Source organism: Cellvibrio japonicus Ueda107 (assembly GCF_000019225.1).
Lineage (GTDB): Bacteria > Pseudomonadota > Gammaproteobacteria > Pseudomonadales > Cellvibrionaceae > Cellvibrio > Cellvibrio japonicus.
On the sequence record NC_010995.1, the window covers coordinates 825,930 to 843,726 of the forward strand.

A 17,797-nucleotide genomic window follows, 5' to 3' on the forward strand; every position below is an offset into this window, starting at 1 on the left:
CCGGCTCAGGTATCGCCAGCTCAGTAATACCGAAGAATTTGCCTCGAAGTTTAATGAAAGCTCCGCGGAGCCTACAGGAGAAAGCGCCTTGAAAGACTTACTGAATTTGCTCAAGTCCCAGGGACAAGTCGAAGAGTTCGACTCCATTCGCATCAGCTTGGCATCACCTGAAATGATTCGTTCGTGGTCTTTCGGCGAAGTGAAAAAGCCGGAGACTATTAACTACCGTACCTTCAAGCCCGAGCGTGAAGGTTTGTTCTGTGCCAAGATTTTTGGTCCGGTAAAAGACTATGAATGCTTGTGCGGTAAGTACAAGCGTATGAAGCACCGCGGCATTATCTGTGAAAAGTGTGGCGTGGAAGTTACCTTGGCGAAAGTGCGTCGTGAGCGCATGGGCCATATTGAACTGGCCAGCCCGGTTGCCCACATCTGGTTTTTGAAGTCATTGCCGAGCCGTATCGGTTTGTTGCTGGATATGACCCTGCGTGATATCGAGCGCGTGCTCTATTTTGAATCCTACGTAGTAACCGAACCCGGTATGACTACGCTGGAGCGCGGTCAATTGCTGACTGACGAGCAATACTTCGAAGCGATGGAAGAGTTTGGTGATGAGTTTGAAGCGCAAATGGGCGCCGAAGCTATCCAGACGCTGATGCGTGCAATCGACCTCGAAACCGAAGTCCAGCGCCTGCGTGAAGAGATTCCCAATACCAGCAGTGAAACCAAAATCAAGAAATACTCCAAGCGCCTGAAGTTGCTGGAGGCTTTCCACTTTTCTGGCAACAAGCCCGAGTGGATGGTCATGGAGGTGTTGCCGGTACTGCCACCCGATTTGCGTCCACTGGTTCCACTGGATGGTGGCCGTTTTGCCACGTCCGACCTGAACGATTTGTACCGCCGCGTAATCAACCGCAATAACCGTCTGAAGCGCCTGCTGGATTTGAATGCGCCCGATATTATCGTGCGCAACGAAAAGCGTATGCTGCAAGAGGCCGTAGATGCGTTGCTGGATAACGGTCGTCGCGGTCGCGCCATTACCGGTTCCAACAAGCGTCCGCTGAAATCTCTGGCAGATATGATCAAGGGTAAACAAGGTCGCTTCCGTCAAAACCTGCTCGGTAAGCGTGTGGACTACTCCGGTCGTTCGGTGATCGTGGTGGGGCCGACCCTGCGTTTGCATCAGTGCGGTCTGCCAAAGAAAATGGCTCTGGAATTATTCAAACCCTTTATTTTCAGCAAGCTCGAATTGCGTGGCCTGGCGACTACCATCAAAGCCGCCAAGAAAATGGTTGAACGTGAAGAAGCGGTTGTGTGGGATATCCTTGATGAAGTGATTCGCGAGCACCCCGTACTGCTCAACCGTGCACCTACGTTGCACCGTCTCGGTATCCAGGCGTTTGAGCCTGTACTGATTGAAGGTAAGGCTATCCAGCTGCACCCGCTCGTGTGTTCTGCGTATAACGCGGACTTTGACGGTGATCAGATGGCCGTACACGTTCCGCTGACTATCGAAGCGCAGTTGGAAGCCCGCGCGCTGATGATGTCTACCAACAACATTTTGTCACCTGCATCCGGTGAACCGATTATCGTTCCTTCACAGGACGTGGTATTGGGTTTGTACTGGATGACACGTGAGCGTATCAATGCCAAGGGTGAAGGCATGGTATTTGCCGACACTATGGAAGTGTCCCGCGCTTACTATTCCAAGCAGGTCGATCTGCAGGCGCGTATTAAAGTGCGTTTGACTGAAACCCTGATTGGCGCTGAAGGCGAAAGAACCAGTGAAACCAAGTTGGTACAAACCACTGTCGGTCGTGTACTCCTGTGGGAAATTGTTCCTGCCGGTATTCCACTGGAAATGATTAACCGTCCCATGGTGAAAAAAGCCATTTCGGCGGTGATCAACTACTGTTACCGCGTAGTGGGATTGAAAGCGACTGTTATTTTTGCTGACCGTCTGATGTACATGGGTTATGACTTCTCCACCAAGTCTGGCTCATCTATTGGTGTAAACGACTTTACTATCCCCGCCGCCAAGGCCGACATCATTGCGCGTGCTGATGCGGAAGTAAAAGAAATCGAGACCCAATACGCTTCAGGTCTGGTAACGCAAGGCGAGAAATACAACAAGGTTATCGATATCTGGTCGCGCGCTAACGATCTGGTAGCCAAGTCGATGATGGAAGGTATTTCCAAAGAGACCGTTATCAATCGTGACGGTGTGGAAGAGCAGCAGTCCTCCTTTAACTCCGTATTTATGTACGCCGACTCGGGTGCACGTGGTTCGCCTGCGCAAATTCGCCAGTTGGCCGGTATGCGCGGCCTGATGGCGCGTCCCGATGGCTCTATTATTGAAACGCCAATTAAGGCGAACTTCCGCGAAGGACTGAACGTACTCCAGTACTTCATCTCGACCCACGGTGCGCGTAAAGGTTTGGCGGATACTGCGTTAAAAACCGCGAACTCCGGTTACCTGACTCGTCGTCTCGTTGACGTAGCCCAGGATCTGGTTGTGACTTTGCAGGATTGTGGTACAGATTCTGGCCTGACCATGTCACCGGTTATTGAAGGTGGTGATGTTATTGAGTCGTTGGGCGATCGTATCCTCGGTCGTGTGGTGGCGCGCGATGTTATTCGCCCCGGCAGCGATGAAATCCTGGTTCCCGCCGGTACCATGATCGATGAAGCCTGGGTTGGCCGCATCGAAGAAATGGGGATTGACGAGGTACTGGTGCGCTCGCCAATTACCTGTGAATCGCGTAACGGTATTTGCTCCATGTGTTACGGTCGCGACCTGGCGCGTGGCCATCGCGTTAACCCGGGTGAGGCAGTGGGTGTTATCGCGGCTCAATCTATCGGTGAGCCCGGTACCCAGCTGACCATGCGTACTTTCCACATTGGTGGTGCGGCATCGAGAGCCTCGGCGGCTGACAGTGTGCAAGTGAAGCAGGAAGGTACCGTGCGCCTGCTTAACGTGAAAGTGGTGAGCAACCCTGCCGGCAACCTGGTGGCGGTATCCCGTTCCGGCGAATTGGCTATTGCCGATGCCAGCGGACGCGAGCGCGAGCGCTACAAGATTCCGTACGGCGCACTGATCACTGTGAAAGATGGTGAAACTGTTAAAGGTGGCCAGATAGTAGCCAAGTGGGACCCGCATACCCACCCGATCGTATCGGAAGTAGCCGGTACCGTGGCTTTCTCGGGTATGGAAGAGGGGCTATCTATCCGTCGTCAAACCGACGAACTGACCGGCTTGAGCTCTATTGAAATTCTTGATCCAGCCGAACGTCCTTCTGCCGGTAAGGATTTGCGTCCAGCAATCACCCTGGTGGATGCCAAGGGTAAAGAGCTGTTCCTGGCCAATACTAATGTGCCTGCACACTACATGTTGCCAGCTAAAGCGATTTTGACCATCAATAATGGCGATATCATCAACGTGGGTGACATTGTTGCGCGTATTCCGCAGGAAGGTTCCAAGACCCGTGACATCACCGGTGGTCTGCCACGCGTTGCCGACCTGTTTGAAGCCCGTCGTCCAAAAGAGCCGGCAATCCTGGCCGAAATCTCCGGTACTGTGAGCTTCGGTAAAGAAACCAAGGGTAAGCGCCGCCTGATTATCACTCCAACCGATGGTCAGGTATTGGATGATGGTTCAACCCACTACGAAGTGCTGATCCCCAAACATCGCCAACTGACTGTATTTGAAGGGGAAATGGTCGCCAAGGGTGAGGTTGTATCTGATGGCCCGGCCAACCCGCACGATATTTTGCGTTTGCAAGGTGTTGAGGCCCTGGCTCGTTATATTACTAATGAGATCCAGGACGTATACCGCCTGCAGGGTGTGAAGATCAACGACAAGCATATCGAAACCATCGTTCGTCAGATGCTGCGTAAAGTTGAGATCACCACTATGGGCGACTCCAGCTTCGTGAAGGGCGAGCAGGTGGAGTTGACCTCAGTACTTGAGGAAAACGAAAAGCTGCGTGCCGAAGGCAAGCAGCCCGCACACTACGAGCGCTTGTTGCTGGGTATTACCAAGGCATCTCTGGCAACTGAGTCGTTTATTTCGGCGGCCTCTTTCCAGGAAACTACCCGTGTATTGACCGAAGCGGCAGTAACCGGCAAGAAAGACAATCTGCGTGGCCTCAAAGAGAACGTGGTTGTGGGGCGTCTGATTCCTGCCGGTACCGGTTTGGCCTACCACAATGATCGCAAGCGTCGTCGTGAAGAGGCATTAAGTGAGCAGGTCGGGGTTAGTGCGGAAGACGTTGAAGCAGCGTTGACTGAAGCCCTGAAGTCCAGTGTGAGCTAAGCACACTGGATTCATAGATTCATGTCCGGTATGCCGGACTGAACGTCAGGCAAAACAAGGCTGGCAACCCCAGCCTTGTTTTTTTGTTGATTGGTCAATCGGCTGTTGCGGCCTGGCTGATCGGACAACATCCGTTGCCTTGACGCAAGTGGGTAGCATCTATACAATGCGCCACCCACTTTTTCCAAGTGGGAAGCTGTTATTGCCTGTCGTTTGGGCCGGCCAGCTTTTTTTAAACTTGCCTTCATTACAGAAGGCGTAATCTCTATGGAGTTTGTTTTCATGCCGACGATCAACCAGTTGGTTCGTAAGCCAAGAAAACGTATCGTAGACAAGAGTGACGTTCCTGCTCTGCAAGGTAACCCACAGCGCCGCGGCGTTTGCACCCGTGTATATACGACTACACCGAAAAAGCCTAACTCAGCACTGCGTAAAGTATGCCGTGTGCGTTTGACCAACGGCTTTGAAGTGACTTCCTATATCGGTGGTGAAGGGCACAACCTGCAAGAGCACAGCGTGGTGCTGATCCGCGGTGGTCGTGTTAAGGACTTGCCCGGTGTGCGTTACCACACTGTACGTGGTTCACTGGATACTTCCGGTGTTGCCAAGCGTAAGCAAGGCCGCTCTAAATACGGTGCCAAGCGTCCCAAGTAATCGCTGATTGGCGCTCTTCGAGCGTCTAATGGCGGTGAACGTGACGACACGTTTTCGGCTTAACAACCGAGTAAGGCCAAGCGGAATATCCGTCTTGGGAAATCCCTGAAGAGAGGCTATTAAGATGCCAAGAAGAAGAGTAGTCGCCAAGCGCGAAGCTTTGCCGGATCCAAAATTCGGTGATGTCACTCTGGCGAAATTTATGAACCACGTAATGATCAGTGGTAAGAAGTCTGTTGCAGAGCGCATTGTTTATGGTGCTCTGGACGTTGTAAAAACCAAACTGAATCGCGATCCTTTGGAAGTGTTTTCCGAGGCTCTCGAGAATATCGCTCCGCTGGTAGAGGTTAAGTCTCGCCGTGTGGGTGGTGCAACCTACCAGGTGCCTGTAGAAGTTCGTGCTTCTCGTCGCAGTGCACTGGCTATGCGTTGGTTGGTGGATTACTCGCGCAAGCGCAGTGAAAAATCCATGCCGCAACGTCTTGCCGGCGAGCTGATCGATGCATCGCAAGGCAAGGGTGCTGCGGTTAAGAAGCGTGAAGATGTTCACCGTATGGCTGAGGCTAACAAGGCCTTCTCCCACTTCCGTTTCTAATCATCTGTCCCGGATGAAAAAGGCAGCCCTCGCTGCCTTTTACCTTTTTACAGCATGTATTTTTGGGGATCACAGTCGTGTCACGTAAGACTCCTATCGCACGCTACCGCAATATCGGTATTTGCGCCCACGTAGATGCCGGTAAAACTACTACTACTGAACGTGTGCTCTTTTACACTGGCTTGTCGCACAAGCTGGGTGAGGTGCACGATGGAGCCGCTACGACTGATTGGATGGTACAGGAGCAGGAGCGCGGTATCACGATCACTTCTGCGGCCATTACTACCTTCTGGAAAGGTATGGCGGGTCAGTTTGATGAGCATCGCGTCAACGTTATCGATACCCCGGGTCACGTAGATTTCACGATTGAGGTCGAGCGCTCTCTGCGTGTGCTGGATGGTGCTGTTGTGGTGCTTTGCGGTTCTTCCGGTGTGCAGCCGCAGACTGAAACTGTGTGGCGCCAGGCGAACAAGTACGAGGTCCCGCGCCTTGTGTTTGTTAACAAGATGGACCGGACCGGTGCTAATTTCCTGCGTGTGGTCGAGCAGTTGAAAACCCGCCTGGGTGCAAACCCTGTACCGCTGCAAATGACTATTGGCGCTGAAGATCAATTCAAAGGGGTAGTGGACCTGGTTAAGATGCAGTCCATTATCTGGAATGAAGAAGATCAGGGGATGACCTTTGAGTATGGTCCGATCCCGGCTGATCTGCGGGAGCAATGCGAAGCTCTGCGTGAACAGTTAATAGAAGCTGCGGCGGAATCCAGTGATGCCCTGATGGAAAAATATCTGGGCGGTGAGGAGCTGACTGAGGCCGATATTAAAACCGGTATCCGCGCGCGCACCCTGGCAGGTGAAATTATCCCGGTTGTGGGTGGCTCTGCCTTTAAAAATAAAGGTGTACAGGCCATGCTGGATGCCGTCATCGAATATCTGCCGGCTCCAACCGAGGTCAAGGCGATTGAAGGTGTACTGGATGATGGCGAGACTGTTGCCCAGCGTAAAGCGGATGACAGCGAGCCATTTTCCGCGCTTGCCTTCAAAATTGCTACTGACCCCTTTGTGGGCAGTTTGACCTTTATTCGCGTCTACTCGGGTGTGCTTAATTCAGGCGATGCGGTGCTCAATTCTGTTAAGCAGAAAAAAGAGCGTGTCGGCCGCATGGTGCAGATGCATGCCAACCAGCGCAGTGAAATCAAAGAAGTGCTGGCAGGCGATATTGCCGCTGTGATCGGCCTGAAGGATGTTACAACCGGGGATACCCTGTGCGATATGAATCATCCTATCGTATTGGAGCGTATGGATTTCCCTGAGCCAGTTATTCACGTAGCAGTTGAGCCCAAAACCAAAGCTGACCAGGAAAAGATGGGTGTTGCTTTGAGCAAGCTTGCACAAGAAGACCCATCTTTCCGTGTAAGGACAGATGAGGAAACGGGGCAGACTATCATCGGTGGTATGGGTGAATTGCACCTCGATATCATCGTTGACCGCATGAAGCGTGAGTTTGGTGTTGAAGCGAATATCGGTAAGCCGCAAGTGGCCTATCGTGAGGCGATTCGCAACAAGTGTGAAATCGAAGGTAAGTTTGTGCGTCAATCCGGTGGTCGTGGTCAATACGGCCACTGCTGGATTCGTTTCGAGCCCGGCGCCGATGAAGGTGCGGAGGGGCTGGAGTTCGTTAACGAAATCGTTGGCGGTGTGGTGCCTAAAGAGTATGTGCCGGCTATCCAAAAAGGTATTGCTGAGCAAATGCAAAATGGTGTTCTGGCGGGCTATCCGCTGCTCGGCTTGAAGGCCAGTGTGTTTGATGGTTCTTACCATGACGTTGACTCATCAGAAATGGCGTTTAAAATCGCCGCTTCTATGGCGACCAAGAAGCTTGCTCAATTGGGGGGTGCGGTTCTGCTCGAACCCATCATGAAGGTTGAGGTAGTAACTCCGGAAGAAAACATGGGTGACGTGGTGGGGGATCTCAATCGTCGTCGCGGCATGATTCTGGGTATGGACGAAAGTGTTAGTGGCAAAGTGGTTAATGCCGAGGTGCCTCTGGCGGAAATGTTTGGTTATGCGACCTCGTTGCGCTCTGCGACTCAGGGCCGTGCAACCTACACCATGGAATTCTTGAAATACGCTGAAGCCCCGCGCAATGTTGCTGAAGAAGTGATTGCCAGGGGTAAAATCCAGAAAGACGAAGAATAGTATTCCTATCTCATCTTTAATTAGAGGAATTGAAAAGTGGCTAAAGAGAAGTTTGAACGTAACAAGCCCCACGTCAACGTGGGCACCATTGGTCACGTTGACCACGGTAAAACCACCCTGACTGCTGCACTGACCAAAGTGTGCGCAGAAACCTGGGGCGGTGCTTTCGTTGCCTATGACGGTATCGATAACGCGCCAGAAGAGAAGGCTCGTGGTATTACCATTAACACCTCTCACGTAGAGTACGATTCTGCTGTGCGTCACTACGCCCACGTAGACTGCCCAGGCCACGCCGACTATGTGAAGAACATGATCACCGGTGCTGCCCAGATGGACGGCGCTATCCTGGTGTGCGGTGCGACCGACGGTCCGATGCCGCAAACCCGTGAGCACATCCTGTTGTCCCGTCAGGTAGGCGTACCTTTCATCGTGGTATTCCTGAACAAGGCTGACCTGCTGGCAGAAGACTGCGGTGGTGTAGGCACTGACGAATACAATGAAATGCTGGAATTGGTAGAGATGGAGCTGCGTGAGCTGCTGTCCACCTACGACTTCCCCGGTGATGACACCCCAATTATCGCTGGTTCTGCCCTGATGGCGCTGAACGGCCAGGACGACAACGGCCTGGGTGTTTCTGCGGTGCGTAAACTGGTTGAGTCCCTGGATGCTTACATCCCTGAGCCAGTTCGTGCGATTGACCAGCCGTTCCTGATGCCGGTAGAAGACGTGTTCTCTATCTCAGGTCGCGGCACTGTGGTAACCGGTCGTGTTGAGCGCGGTATTATCAAAGTGGGTGAAGAGATTCAGATCGTTGGTCTGAAAGACACCACCAAGACTACCTGTACGGGTGTTGAAATGTTCCGCAAGCTGCTCGACGAAGGTCGTGCGGGCGAGAACGTGGGTGTTCTGTTGCGCGGTACCAAGCGTGATGAAGTTGAGCGTGGCCAGGTTCTGTGTAAGCCAAACTCTGTAACACCCCACACCAAGTTTGAATCTGAAGTGTACGTTCTGTCCAAAGAAGAAGGTGGTCGTCACACGCCCTTCTTCAAGGGTTACCGTCCACAGTTCTATTTCCGTACCACTGACGTGACGGGTGCTGTTGAGCTGCCGGAAGGCGTAGAGATGGTAATGCCGGGTGACAACATCAAGATGGTTGTTACCTTGATTCACCCGATTGCGATGGAAGAAGGCCTGCGCTTTGCTATCCGTGAAGGTGGTCGTACTGTTGGTGCTGGTGTGGTTGCTAAAATCATTCAGTAATAGCTGGCAGATATAAAGGGCGGGTCTTTAATGGCCCGCTTTTTATTTGGTTAGTCAAAAAAGCTGTGCCTAAGAAATAAGCATGTTTTGTGCTTTATCTGTTGACAGCTATGGGTTGCGCACATAGAATTGCGCCTCCTTTCGCCAGGGGTATTGTTTTTAAGCAATAACTGGCCGTAAGGGTTGTTCTTTAAACACATAATTGGAGTTTGGTTCAAATGCAGAATCAACGCATTAGGATTCGCCTGAAGGCTTTCGATCACAAGCTCATCGATGCCTCTACTCAAGAGATCGTTGAGACCGCAAAGCGTACAGGTGCTCAAGTGCGCGGTCCGATTCCGCTGCCGACTCGTAAAGAGCGCTTCACTGTATTGATTTCTCCGCACGTTAACAAAGATGCGCGCGATCAGTACGAGATACGTACACATAAGCGTTTGCTGGATATTGTTGAGCCTACAGAAAAAACCGTTGATGCCCTGATGAAGCTGGATCTGGCTGCAGGCGTTGAGGTTCAAATTAGTCTCGGTTAAGTAAATGTTTAAGGTCTAGGCATTTGCCTAGGCTGTGTAACGCTCTGAAATGGGCGGCCATAGCGGGTAAAAGCCCCGTACACTAAGAGGTTATTAAAATGACGATTGGTATTGTCGGCCGTAAGACCGGTATGACTCGTGTTTTTACGGATGATGGTGTTTCCATTCCTGTAACCGTGATTGAGGTTGAGCCCAATCGCGTTACTCAGGTTAAGACTGCTGATACTGATGGCTACTCTGCTGTGCAGATTACTGTTGGTGAGCGTCGCGCCTCCCGTGTTACCAAATCCGAAGCTGGCCACTTCGCCAAAGCCAATGTTGAGGCGGGTCGCAGCGTTTGGGAATTGCGTAACAACTCTCAAGAAGCCTTTGAAGTAGGTGCTTCTCTGACTGTAGAAGCTTTTTCTGCAGGTCAATTCATTGATGTAACTGGTACCTCTAAAGGTAAGGGTTACGCCGGTACTGTTAAGCGTTGGAACTTCGGTATGCAGGATGCCACTCACGGCAACTCGCGCTCTCACCGTGTTCCCGGTTCAACCGGTCAATGTCAATCTCCTGGTCGCGTATTCAAAAACAAGAAAATGACAGGTCACATGGGGGCTGAGCGTGTAACCGTTCAAAACCTGGAGATCGTCCGTGTAGATGCCGAGCGCAATCTGCTTCTTGTCAAGGGTGCTATTCCTGGTGCTCCAGGCGGCGACGTTATTGTTCGCCCCGCTGTTAAAGCGCGCACCAACGCTTAAGTGTCCAAGGGGAGTTGACCATGGAATTAAAAATTGTAAATCCCGGTGGCGCTCAAGGTACTGTTAACGTATCTGAAGTGGCTTTCGGTAGAGAGTTTAATCAAGATCTGGTGCATCAAGCTGTTGTTGCCTATATGGCTGGTGCGCGTCAGGGTACCAAGGCACAGAAAACTCGTGCAGAAGTCTCTGGTGGCGGCAAAAAGCCCTGGCGTCAAAAAGGTACTGGTCGTGCGCGTGCGGGTACTATCCGCAGTCCTATCTGGCGTGGCGGCGGTGTGACCTTTGCTGCAAAGCCTCGTGATTTTGAGCAAAAGTTGAACCGTAAAATGTATCGTGCTGCGTTACAGTGCATTTTGTCTGAGCTGAACCGCCAGGATCGTTTGATTGTGGTTGAAAGCTTTGACGTTGATGCGCCCAAAACCAAGGCACTGGTGCAAAAGCTTGCACAATATGATCTGACAGATGCGTTGATTGTCACTGAAGATCTGAGTGAAAACCTGTACCTGGCATCGCGTAACCTGCACAAAGTGGGTGTATCGGATGTTCAGGGCGTCGATCCAGTTAGCCTGATCGGTTATGACAAAGTCGTTGTTACCGTTCCTGCGCTGAAAAAATTCGAGGAGATCCTGGGATGAACCAAGAACGCATTTATAAAGTGTTGCTAGGTCCCGTGGTATCTGAGAAATCAGCTGCTGTGGGTGAGGCTAGCAACCAGGTGGTTTTCAAAGTGTTGGCCGATGCCAGCAAAGTAGAAATCAAAGCCGCTGTTCAAGCGTTGTTCAACACGAAAGTTGAATCTGTACGCGTATTGAATGTTAAAGGCAAAACCAAGCGCACTCGCTACGGTGTAGGCAAGAGAAGCGATTGGAAAAAAGCCTATGTGCGTCTCGAGCAAGGTCAAGAAATCGACTTTGCGGTAGCAGAGTAAGAGGATTGTCGCAATGGCTATTGTAAAAAGTAAACCAACCTCTCCTGGTCGTCGCTTTGTCGTTAAGGTCGTTAACCACGATCTGCACAAGGGTGAGCCCTATGCTCCGCTGCTCGACAAAAAGTCCAAGTCTGGTGGTCGTAACAACACAGGTCGTATTACCACTCGCCACGTTGGTGGTGGTCACAAGCAGCACTACCGTATTGTTGATTTCCGTCGTAACAAAGATGGTATTCCAGCGACTGTAGAGCGTATCGAATACGATCCCAACCGCACTGCTTATATTGCTCTGGTTGTCTATGCCGATGGTGAGCGTCGCTACATCATTGCACCTAAAGGCTTGAGCGCGGGTGACAAAATTGAGTCAGGTAATGCTGCAGCTATTAAAGTGGGTAATACCTTGCCAGTTCGTAACATCCCATTGGGTAGTGTTATCCACTGTGTAGAGTTGAAGCCGGGTAAAGGTGCCCAGCTGGCTCGCTCAGCGGGTGCTTCTGCGCAATTGGTTGCGAAAGATGGCGCTTATGTAACTTTGCGTTTGCGCAGTGGTGAAATGCGTAAAGTGCTGAGCGACTGTCGTGCCACTCTCGGTGAAGTATCTAACACCGAGCACAACCTGCGTTCGCTGGGTAAAGCCGGTGCTAAACGTTGGCTGGGCATTCGTCCTACTGTTCGCGGTGTTGCGATGAACCCGGTTGACCACCCACACGGTGGTGGTGAAGGCCGTACTTCTGGTGGCCGTCACCCAGTATCACCATGGGGTATCCCAACCAAGGGTTACAAAACGCGCAAAAACAAGCGCACCGATAACATGATTGTTCGTCGTCGCGATAAGAAATAATCGCCGGCCTAACAACTGAGTAGAGGAAGTCACAGTGCCACGTTCACTGAAAAAAGGTCCCTTTATCGACCTCCACCTGATTAAGAAGGTCGAAGCTGCGATCGCGAGTAATGATCGTCGCCCGATTAAAACCTGGTCACGTCGCTCTATGATTCTGCCAGAAATGGTAGGTCTGACTCTGGCTGTACACAACGGGCGCCAACATGTTCCGGTTCTTGTAAACGAAGAAATGGTCGGACACAAGCTGGGCGAATTCGCAGCAACCCGTACTTATCGCGGTCATGCCGCTGATAAGAAAGCTAAGAAGCGCTAAGAGGTTTTAACGATGGAAGTAGCAGCAAAATTAAGCGGTGCTCGTCTGTCGGCGCAAAAAGCGCGTTTGGTTGCTGATCAAATTCGCGGTAAAGGCGTTGAAGATGCACTTGATATCCTGGCATTCAGCACTAAAAAGGGTGCCCAGATCATCAAGAAGGTACTCGAGTCTGCCATTGCAAACGCCGAGCACAATGAAGGCGCTGATGTTGATGAGCTGAAAGTAAAAACGATCTTTGTTGACGAGGGCGTAAGCCTGAAGCGCATCAAGCCACGTGCCAAAGGCCGTGCTGATCGTATTACCAAGCGCACTTGTCACATCACCGTTAAAGTAGCCGATAAGTAAGAGAGCGCGTTATGGGTCAGAAAGTACATCCAAACGGTATTCGTCTGGGTATCATCAAAAAGCATACCTCCGTATGGTATGCCGATGGCACTGATTACGCAGACAAACTCAACATCGACCTGAAAGTGCGTTCGTACATTCAGGAGAAGCTTGCCAGTGCGTCAGTTAGCCGCGTTGATATTGAACGCCCCGCTAATACTGCGCGTATTACTATCCACACTGCCCGTCCAGGTATTGTGATTGGTAAGAAAGGTGAAGATGTTGATAAGCTGCGCGCAGAAATCAGCAAACAAATGGGCGTGCCTGTTCATATCAATATTGAAGAGATTCGCAAGCCTGATCTGGATGCTGCTTTGGTTGCGCAAAGCGTTGCTCAGCAACTGGAGCGTCGTGTTATGTTCCGTCGTGCTATGAAGCGCGCGGTGCAAAACGCTATGCGTCAAGGTGCTGAGGGCATCAAAATCCAGGTGGGTGGCCGCTTGGGTGGTGCCGAGATTGCTCGTAGCGAGTGGTATCGTGAAGGTCGCGTACCCCTGCACACCCTGCGTGCAGACATCGATTACGCGACTGCCGAAGCCAGCACTACCTACGGCATCATTGGTGTAAAAGTGTGGATTTTCAAGGGTGAAGTGATCGGTGACGTAACTGAAACCGAAAGCGCGTCCAAGAAAAAAACCACTAAGTCCAAGTAAGGGGTACGCACAATGTTACAACCTAAGCGTACGAAGTTTCGCAAGCAGATGAAAGGCCGCAACCGCGGTCTGGCCCTTCGCGGCTCCAAAGTCAGCTTTGGTGATTTCGGCTTGAAAGCAACTGGTCGCGGTCGCATCACAGCACGCCAAATCGAAGCTGCTCGTCGTGCGATGACTCGTCACGTTAAACGTGGCGGTAAAATCTGGATCCGTGTGTTTCCGGACAAACCAATCACTGCCAAGCCTCTTGAAGTGCGTATGGGTAGTGGTAAAGGTGGCGTGGAATATTGGGTTGCCCAGATTCGTCCTGGCAAGGTTCTCTATGAGATGGATGGTGTAAGTGAAGAGCTGGCTCGTGAAGCTTTTGCCCTTGCTGCCGCTAAATTGCCAGTTACTACAACATTTGTTAAACGTTCGGTGATGTGATGAAAGTTTCAGAACTCCGCGAAAAATCCGTCGAAGAGCTGAACAGCGTCTTGTTGGAGCAATTGAAAGAGCAGTTCAAGCTGCGTATGCAAGCTTCTACTGGTCAATTGAACCAAACTCACTTGTTATCACAAGTTCGTAAAGACATTGCTCGCATCAAGACAGCGCTTAGACAAAAGGCAGGTAACTAACATGACTCAACAAGCAAAAGTTGCTCGTACACTGACTGGTAAAGTCGTAAGCGACAAGATGGATAAAACCATCACTGTGCTTATTGAGCGTCGTGTTAAGCATGAGGTTTACGGCAAGTACTTCACCAAGTCATCCAAAGTGCATGCTCATGATGAAAAAAATGAGTGCCGCATTGGTGACACAGTGACTGTAGCTGAGTCTCGTCCCCTGTCAAAAACTAAGACCTGGGCCTTGGTAAAAATTGAAGAGCGTGCTGCTGAAGTTTAAGTGCTTCAGTAGTTTTAGATAGTTTCGGAGACGGACGATGATTCAAACAGAAAGCTACTTAGATGTTGCTGACAACAGCGGTGCTCGCCGTGTCATGTGCATCAAGGTTCTTGGCGGCTCCCACCGTCGCTATGCTGCAGTGGGTGACATCATCAAAGTTACCGTAAAGGAAGCCATTCCGCGCGGTAAAGTGAAGAAAGGCCAAGTATTGAAAGCAGTTGTTGTACGCACTAAAAAAGGTGTGCGTCGTCAGGACGGTTCGTTGATTAAATTCGACGATAATGCCGCGGTACTGCTGAATAACCAGGATGCTCCGATTGGTACCCGTATTTTCGGACCCGTAACGCGTGAGTTGCGTGGCGAGAAATTTATGAAAATCATTTCTTTGGCTCCTGAAGTGCTGTAAGCACTCAGTCAGACAGAGAGTCGAGGGCAGATAAATGCGTAAAATTAAACGTGATGACGAAGTGATTGTTATCGCCGGACGTGACAAGGGCAAGCGCGGTAAAGTTGTACGTGTTTTGGCTGAGGATCGTTTGATTGTTAGTGGCATTAACATGATCAAAAAGCACCAAAAACCAAACCCACAATTGGGCGTTGCTGGTGGAATCGTTGAAAAAGAAGCTGCGATCCATGCTTCTAATGTAGCCATCTACAATCCGGCTACCAAGAAAGCAGATCGTGTTGGATTCAAGATTCTTGAAAACGGCAACAAAGTGCGTGTTTTCAAATCCAACGGCGAAGCCGTAGAGGCGTAATTGAACATGGCTAGGCTTAAAGAACTTTACACGAAAGAACTCGCCCCCAAGCTGAAAGAAGAGTTGGGTTTGGCGAATGTTATGGAAGTGCCGCGCATCACTAAAATCACCATTAACATGGGTGTGGGTGAAGCGGTTGGTGACAAGAAAGTGCTTGAAAACGCGGTTAATGACCTGGTGAAAATTGCCGGTCAAAAAGTCGTCGTTACCAAATCTCGCAAGTCAATTGCTGGCTTCAAGATTCGTGACGGTTGGCCAATCGGTTGCAAAGTAACTCTGCGCAAAGATCGTATGTACGAGTTCTTGGATCGCCTGATCGCTGTTGCTATTCCACGTATCCGCGACTTCCGCGGTATCAGTCCGAAGCAATTCGACGGTCGTGGTAATTTCTCTATGGGTGTTACTGAGCAGATTATTTTTCCTGAGATTGACTACGACAAGGTAGATCGTCTACGTGGATTGGATATCTGTATCACTACTACTGCTCGCACTGACGAAGAAGGTCGTGCGCTGCTGAAAGCCTTCAACTTCCCGTTCAAGGGCTAAAGGTAACCTCATGGCTAAGAAATCAATGATCGCACGTGAAGTTAAGCGTGCAGAAACAGCAAAAAAATTCGCTGCAAAGCGTGCTGAGTTGAAAGCAATCATTGCCAGTGCTTCTTCTTCTGAAGAGCAGATCTGGGAAGCGCAAACCAAACTGCAACAGTTGCCGCGTGATGCCAGCCCAAGTCGTCAGCGTAATCGCTGCCGTGTGACTGGTCGCCCACATGGTGTCTATCGCAAATTCGGTTTGTGCCGTCATAAGTTGCGCGAAGCTGCCATGCGTGGTGATGTCCCTGGCCTGGTTAAGGCTAGCTGGTAAGCCCTCGCTTAATATTAGGAGCAGATTCTCATGAGTATGCAAGATCCATTGGCAGATATGCTGACCCGTATTCGCAATGCGCAAGGTGTTGGTAAAGCCACTGTAACTATGCCTTCTTCCAAATTGAAGGTAAGTGTTGCAAAAGTTCTCTCTGACGAGGGCTATATCAACGGTTTTTCAGTAAGTGAAAGCCCCAAGCAAGAGCTGACTGTTGAACTGAAATATTTTGAAGGTAAGCCGGTTATTGCCGAGCTTGACCGCGTAAGCCGTCCTGGCTTGCGTAATTACGCTGGTAAGTCTGCTCTGCCTACCGTTCGCGGTGGATTGGGTATCGCTATTGTGTCTACCAGTAAAGGTGTAATGACTGATCGAGCTGCACGCGCCGCTGGCGTGGGTGGTGAGGTTCTTTGCACAGTATTCTAATTGGGAAATCGTCATGTCACGAGTTGCAAAAAGTCCGGTTGAAGTGCCTGCCGCAGTGACTGTGACCTTGAATGGTCAGAGTCTCTCTGTAAAAGGTGGCAAAGGTACATTGGCGCTGGAAGTTCACGCGAATGTAGAAGTTAAGCATGAAGGTAATGTGCTGACTTTTACTCCTCGCGATGGTGCCAAGCAGTCAGATGCTTTAGCGGGTACTACCCGTGCATTGGTAAACAACATGGTTGTCGGTGTGTCGCAAGGTTTCGAAAAGAAACTGACCCTGGTAGGCGTGGGTTATCGTGTTAAAGCAGAAGGCAATACTGTAAACCTGTCTTTGGGATATTCACATCCGGTTAACTACGTTCTTCCGCAAGGCGTATCGGTAGAAACCCCAAGTCAGACCGAAATAGTACTCAAGAGCGCTGACAAGCAATTGCTTGGTCAAGTCGCTGCTGAAATCCGTGCGTTCCGCGAGCCAGAGCCATACAAAGGCAAGGGTGTTCGCTACTCGGATGAAGTAGTACTGCGTAAAGAAGCTAAGAAGAAGTAGGGCTAGGATATGAGCGAAAAGAAAGAAGCTCGTCTTCGCCGTGCACGTCGTGCTCGCGCCAAGATTCGTGAATTAGGTGTAACCCGTTTGGCTATCCACCGCACTCCGCGTCATATTTATGCACAATTGATCTCTGGTGATGGCTCTACCGTCATCGCGAGTGCGTCAACGCTGGATAAAGATCTGCGCAGTGGTAAGACCGGTAATGCTGATGCTGCCAAAGCTGTAGGTGCATTGATTGCTGAGCGTGCCAAAGCCGCTGGTGTAACTCAGGTAGCATTCGATCGCAGCGGTTTTAAATATCATGGCCGCATTAAAGCCCTGGCTGATGCTGCGCGTGAAGGCGGATTGGAATTCTAAAGGTGCATTATGGCAAACGCTAAAAGAGAAGAAGAGAACAACAACGAAGGCTTGCAAGAAAAATTAGTGCAAGTAAATCGTGTTGCTAAAACCGTTAAGGGTGGCCGTATTTTTGCGTTCACTGCACTGACTGTGGTTGGTGATGGTAATGGTCGTGTTGGCTTTGGTCGTGGTAAGGCGCGTGAAGTGCCCACTGCTATCCAAAAGGCGATGGAAGCTGCACGTCGCAACATGATTACCGTTGATTTGAATGGCGACACTATTCAATATCCGACCAAGGGTGCTCACGGTGCGTCCAAGGTATATATGCAGCCCGCTTCACAAGGTACCGGTGTAATCGCCGGTGGTGCGATGCGTGCAGTATTGGAAATTGCAGGTATTCAAAACGTCCTTTCCAAGTGCTACGGCTCTACCAATCCGGTGAATGTTGTTCGTGCCACTTTCAATGCGCTTAAAGCGATGTCTTCTCCTGAGACTGTTGCTGCCAAGCGTGGAAAGACTGTTGAAGAAATTCTGAACTAATCGGCTTGGCCGATGATTAGCTGGCGGAA

General features: G+C 50.7%; 24 protein-coding genes. All 24 read left to right on the forward strand.

Annotation, left to right across the window (positions count from 1 at the left end; genetic code table 11):
* Positions 1-88 precede the first annotated feature (88 nt).
* The 24 genes from rpoC (at position 89) to rpsE (ending at position 17,768) form a co-directional block, all read left to right on the forward strand.
* On the forward strand, positions 89-4,312 hold the full coding sequence (gene rpoC, locus CJA_RS03385; protein ID WP_041551957.1) for a DNA-directed RNA polymerase subunit beta': 4,224 nt from the start codon (positions 89-91) through the stop codon (positions 4,310-4,312).
* Between the two features lie 282 nt (positions 4,313-4,594).
* On the forward strand, positions 4,595-4,966 hold the full coding sequence (gene rpsL / locus CJA_RS03390; RefSeq protein WP_041551958.1) for a 30S ribosomal protein S12: 372 nt from the start codon (positions 4,595-4,597) through the stop codon (positions 4,964-4,966).
* Between the two features lie 124 nt (positions 4,967-5,090).
* Positions 5,091-5,561 carry a 30S ribosomal protein S7 gene (gene rpsG, locus CJA_RS03395; protein WP_012486360.1) on the forward strand — a complete coding sequence of 157 codons (471 nt, stop codon included), beginning with the start codon at positions 5,091-5,093 and terminating at the stop codon, positions 5,559-5,561.
* 77 nt (positions 5,562-5,638) lie between these two features.
* A complete protein-coding gene (gene fusA / locus CJA_RS03400) occupies positions 5,639-7,759 on the forward strand; it encodes an elongation factor G (RefSeq protein ID WP_012486361.1) in 2,121 nt (706 codons plus the stop codon).
* Positions 7,760-7,795: 36 nt separating this feature from the next.
* Positions 7,796-9,019: an elongation factor Tu gene (tuf, locus tag CJA_RS03405; RefSeq protein ID WP_012486350.1), complete on the forward strand. Its 1,224-nt coding sequence runs from the start codon at positions 7,796-7,798 to the stop codon at positions 9,017-9,019.
* Between the two features lie 218 nt (positions 9,020-9,237).
* Entirely contained in the window at positions 9,238-9,549 is a 312-nt protein-coding gene (gene rpsJ / locus CJA_RS03410) for a 30S ribosomal protein S10 (protein ID WP_007644456.1), read from the forward strand.
* 98 nt (positions 9,550-9,647) lie between these two features.
* Complete coding sequence (rplC, locus tag CJA_RS03415) at positions 9,648-10,292, forward strand: 50S ribosomal protein L3 (RefSeq protein ID WP_012486362.1); 645 nt, start codon at positions 9,648-9,650, stop codon at positions 10,290-10,292.
* Positions 10,293-10,312: 20 nt separating this feature from the next.
* The gene (gene rplD / locus CJA_RS03420; protein ID WP_012486363.1) at positions 10,313-10,927 is read left to right on the forward strand and encodes a 50S ribosomal protein L4; all 615 of its coding nucleotides are present in this window, start codon (positions 10,313-10,315) and stop codon (positions 10,925-10,927) included.
* Positions 10,924-11,220, forward strand: a complete 297-nt coding sequence (gene rplW, locus CJA_RS03425) for a 50S ribosomal protein L23 (protein ID WP_012486364.1) — start codon at positions 10,924-10,926, stop codon at positions 11,218-11,220. Before rplD ends, rplW begins: the two co-directional genes overlap by 4 nt.
* Positions 11,221-11,233: 13 nt before the next feature.
* The gene (rplB, locus tag CJA_RS03430; RefSeq protein ID WP_012486365.1) at positions 11,234-12,061 is read left to right on the forward strand and encodes a 50S ribosomal protein L2; all 828 of its coding nucleotides are present in this window, start codon (positions 11,234-11,236) and stop codon (positions 12,059-12,061) included.
* Between the two features lie 34 nt (positions 12,062-12,095).
* On the forward strand, positions 12,096-12,374 hold the full coding sequence (rpsS, locus tag CJA_RS03435) for a 30S ribosomal protein S19 (protein WP_012486366.1): 279 nt from the start codon (positions 12,096-12,098) through the stop codon (positions 12,372-12,374).
* 12 nt (positions 12,375-12,386) lie between these two features.
* On the forward strand, positions 12,387-12,719 hold the full coding sequence (rplV, locus tag CJA_RS03440) for a 50S ribosomal protein L22 (protein ID WP_012486367.1): 333 nt from the start codon (positions 12,387-12,389) through the stop codon (positions 12,717-12,719).
* Positions 12,720-12,730: 11 nt separating this feature from the next.
* The gene (rpsC, locus tag CJA_RS03445) at positions 12,731-13,411 is read left to right on the forward strand and encodes a 30S ribosomal protein S3 (RefSeq protein WP_012486368.1); all 681 of its coding nucleotides are present in this window, start codon (positions 12,731-12,733) and stop codon (positions 13,409-13,411) included.
* A gap of 12 nt (positions 13,412-13,423) precedes the next feature.
* The gene (gene rplP / locus CJA_RS03450; protein ID WP_012486369.1) at positions 13,424-13,837 is read left to right on the forward strand and encodes a 50S ribosomal protein L16; all 414 of its coding nucleotides are present in this window, start codon (positions 13,424-13,426) and stop codon (positions 13,835-13,837) included.
* The gene (gene rpmC, locus CJA_RS03455; RefSeq protein WP_041551005.1) at positions 13,837-14,028 is read left to right on the forward strand and encodes a 50S ribosomal protein L29; all 192 of its coding nucleotides are present in this window, start codon (positions 13,837-13,839) and stop codon (positions 14,026-14,028) included. Before rplP ends, rpmC begins: the two co-directional genes overlap by 1 nt.
* 1 nt (position 14,029) lies before the next feature.
* Entirely contained in the window at positions 14,030-14,296 is a 267-nt protein-coding gene (rpsQ, locus tag CJA_RS03460) for a 30S ribosomal protein S17 (protein ID WP_012486371.1), read from the forward strand.
* 37 nt (positions 14,297-14,333) lie between these two features.
* Positions 14,334-14,702 (forward strand): 50S ribosomal protein L14, encoded by a 369-nt coding sequence (gene rplN / locus CJA_RS03465; protein WP_012486372.1) that lies wholly within the window; start codon positions 14,334-14,336, stop codon positions 14,700-14,702.
* A 34-nt stretch (positions 14,703-14,736) separates the two neighbouring features.
* Positions 14,737-15,054, forward strand: a complete 318-nt coding sequence (rplX, locus tag CJA_RS03470) for a 50S ribosomal protein L24 (protein WP_012486373.1) — start codon at positions 14,737-14,739, stop codon at positions 15,052-15,054.
* Positions 15,055-15,060: 6 nt separating this feature from the next.
* Positions 15,061-15,600 carry a 50S ribosomal protein L5 gene (gene rplE, locus CJA_RS03475; RefSeq protein ID WP_012486374.1) on the forward strand — a complete coding sequence of 180 codons (540 nt, stop codon included), beginning with the start codon at positions 15,061-15,063 and terminating at the stop codon, positions 15,598-15,600.
* 10 nt (positions 15,601-15,610) lie between these two features.
* On the forward strand, positions 15,611-15,916 hold the full coding sequence (rpsN, locus tag CJA_RS03480) for a 30S ribosomal protein S14 (protein ID WP_012486375.1): 306 nt from the start codon (positions 15,611-15,613) through the stop codon (positions 15,914-15,916).
* Positions 15,917-15,946: 30 nt separating this feature from the next.
* Positions 15,947-16,339, forward strand: a complete 393-nt coding sequence (gene rpsH / locus CJA_RS03485; protein WP_012486376.1) for a 30S ribosomal protein S8 — start codon at positions 15,947-15,949, stop codon at positions 16,337-16,339.
* A 13-nt stretch (positions 16,340-16,352) separates the two neighbouring features.
* The gene (rplF, locus tag CJA_RS03490) at positions 16,353-16,886 is read left to right on the forward strand and encodes a 50S ribosomal protein L6 (RefSeq protein WP_012486377.1); all 534 of its coding nucleotides are present in this window, start codon (positions 16,353-16,355) and stop codon (positions 16,884-16,886) included.
* Between the two features lie 9 nt (positions 16,887-16,895).
* Complete coding sequence (gene rplR / locus CJA_RS03495) at positions 16,896-17,246, forward strand: 50S ribosomal protein L18 (protein WP_012486378.1); 351 nt, start codon at positions 16,896-16,898, stop codon at positions 17,244-17,246.
* A 9-nt stretch (positions 17,247-17,255) separates the two neighbouring features.
* Positions 17,256-17,768 carry a 30S ribosomal protein S5 gene (gene rpsE / locus CJA_RS03500; protein ID WP_012486379.1) on the forward strand — a complete coding sequence of 171 codons (513 nt, stop codon included), beginning with the start codon at positions 17,256-17,258 and terminating at the stop codon, positions 17,766-17,768.
* The last annotated feature ends 29 nt before the right edge of the window (positions 17,769-17,797 follow it).

Bases quoted from the DNA above. Each gene is read 5' to 3' on its own strand.
- rpsN (WP_012486375.1), top strand. From the start codon at position 15,611: ATGGCTAAGAAATCAATGATCGCACGTGAAGTTAAGCGTGCAGAAACA.
- rplB (WP_012486365.1), top strand. From the start codon at position 11,234: ATGGCTATTGTAAAAAGTAAACCAACCTCTCCTGGTCGTCGCTTTGTC.
- rpsJ (WP_007644456.1), top strand. From the start codon at position 9,238: ATGCAGAATCAACGCATTAGGATTCGCCTGAAGGCTTTCGATCACAAG.
- rpsQ (WP_012486371.1), top strand. From the start codon at position 14,030: ATGACTCAACAAGCAAAAGTTGCTCGTACACTGACTGGTAAAGTCGTA.
- rplE (WP_012486374.1), top strand. From the start codon at position 15,061: ATGGCTAGGCTTAAAGAACTTTACACGAAAGAACTCGCCCCCAAGCTG.
- rplV (WP_012486367.1), top strand. From the start codon at position 12,387: ATGGAAGTAGCAGCAAAATTAAGCGGTGCTCGTCTGTCGGCGCAAAAA.
- rplC (WP_012486362.1), top strand. From the start codon at position 9,648: ATGACGATTGGTATTGTCGGCCGTAAGACCGGTATGACTCGTGTTTTT.
- rplP (WP_012486369.1), top strand. From the start codon at position 13,424: ATGTTACAACCTAAGCGTACGAAGTTTCGCAAGCAGATGAAAGGCCGC.
- rplR (WP_012486378.1), top strand. From the start codon at position 16,896: ATGAGCGAAAAGAAAGAAGCTCGTCTTCGCCGTGCACGTCGTGCTCGC.
- rpsE (WP_012486379.1), top strand. From the start codon at position 17,256: ATGGCAAACGCTAAAAGAGAAGAAGAGAACAACAACGAAGGCTTGCAA.
- rplF (WP_012486377.1), top strand. From the start codon at position 16,353: ATGTCACGAGTTGCAAAAAGTCCGGTTGAAGTGCCTGCCGCAGTGACT.
- rpsL (WP_041551958.1), top strand. From the start codon at position 4,595: ATGCCGACGATCAACCAGTTGGTTCGTAAGCCAAGAAAACGTATCGTA.
- rpmC (WP_041551005.1), top strand. From the start codon at position 13,837: ATGAAAGTTTCAGAACTCCGCGAAAAATCCGTCGAAGAGCTGAACAGC.
- rplX (WP_012486373.1), top strand. From the start codon at position 14,737: ATGCGTAAAATTAAACGTGATGACGAAGTGATTGTTATCGCCGGACGT.
- rpsG (WP_012486360.1), top strand. From the start codon at position 5,091: ATGCCAAGAAGAAGAGTAGTCGCCAAGCGCGAAGCTTTGCCGGATCCA.
- rplW (WP_012486364.1), top strand. From the start codon at position 10,924: ATGAACCAAGAACGCATTTATAAAGTGTTGCTAGGTCCCGTGGTATCT.
- rpsH (WP_012486376.1), top strand. From the start codon at position 15,947: ATGAGTATGCAAGATCCATTGGCAGATATGCTGACCCGTATTCGCAAT.
- rpsC (WP_012486368.1), top strand. From the start codon at position 12,731: ATGGGTCAGAAAGTACATCCAAACGGTATTCGTCTGGGTATCATCAAA.
- rplD (WP_012486363.1), top strand. From the start codon at position 10,313: ATGGAATTAAAAATTGTAAATCCCGGTGGCGCTCAAGGTACTGTTAAC.
- rplN (WP_012486372.1), top strand. From the start codon at position 14,334: ATGATTCAAACAGAAAGCTACTTAGATGTTGCTGACAACAGCGGTGCT.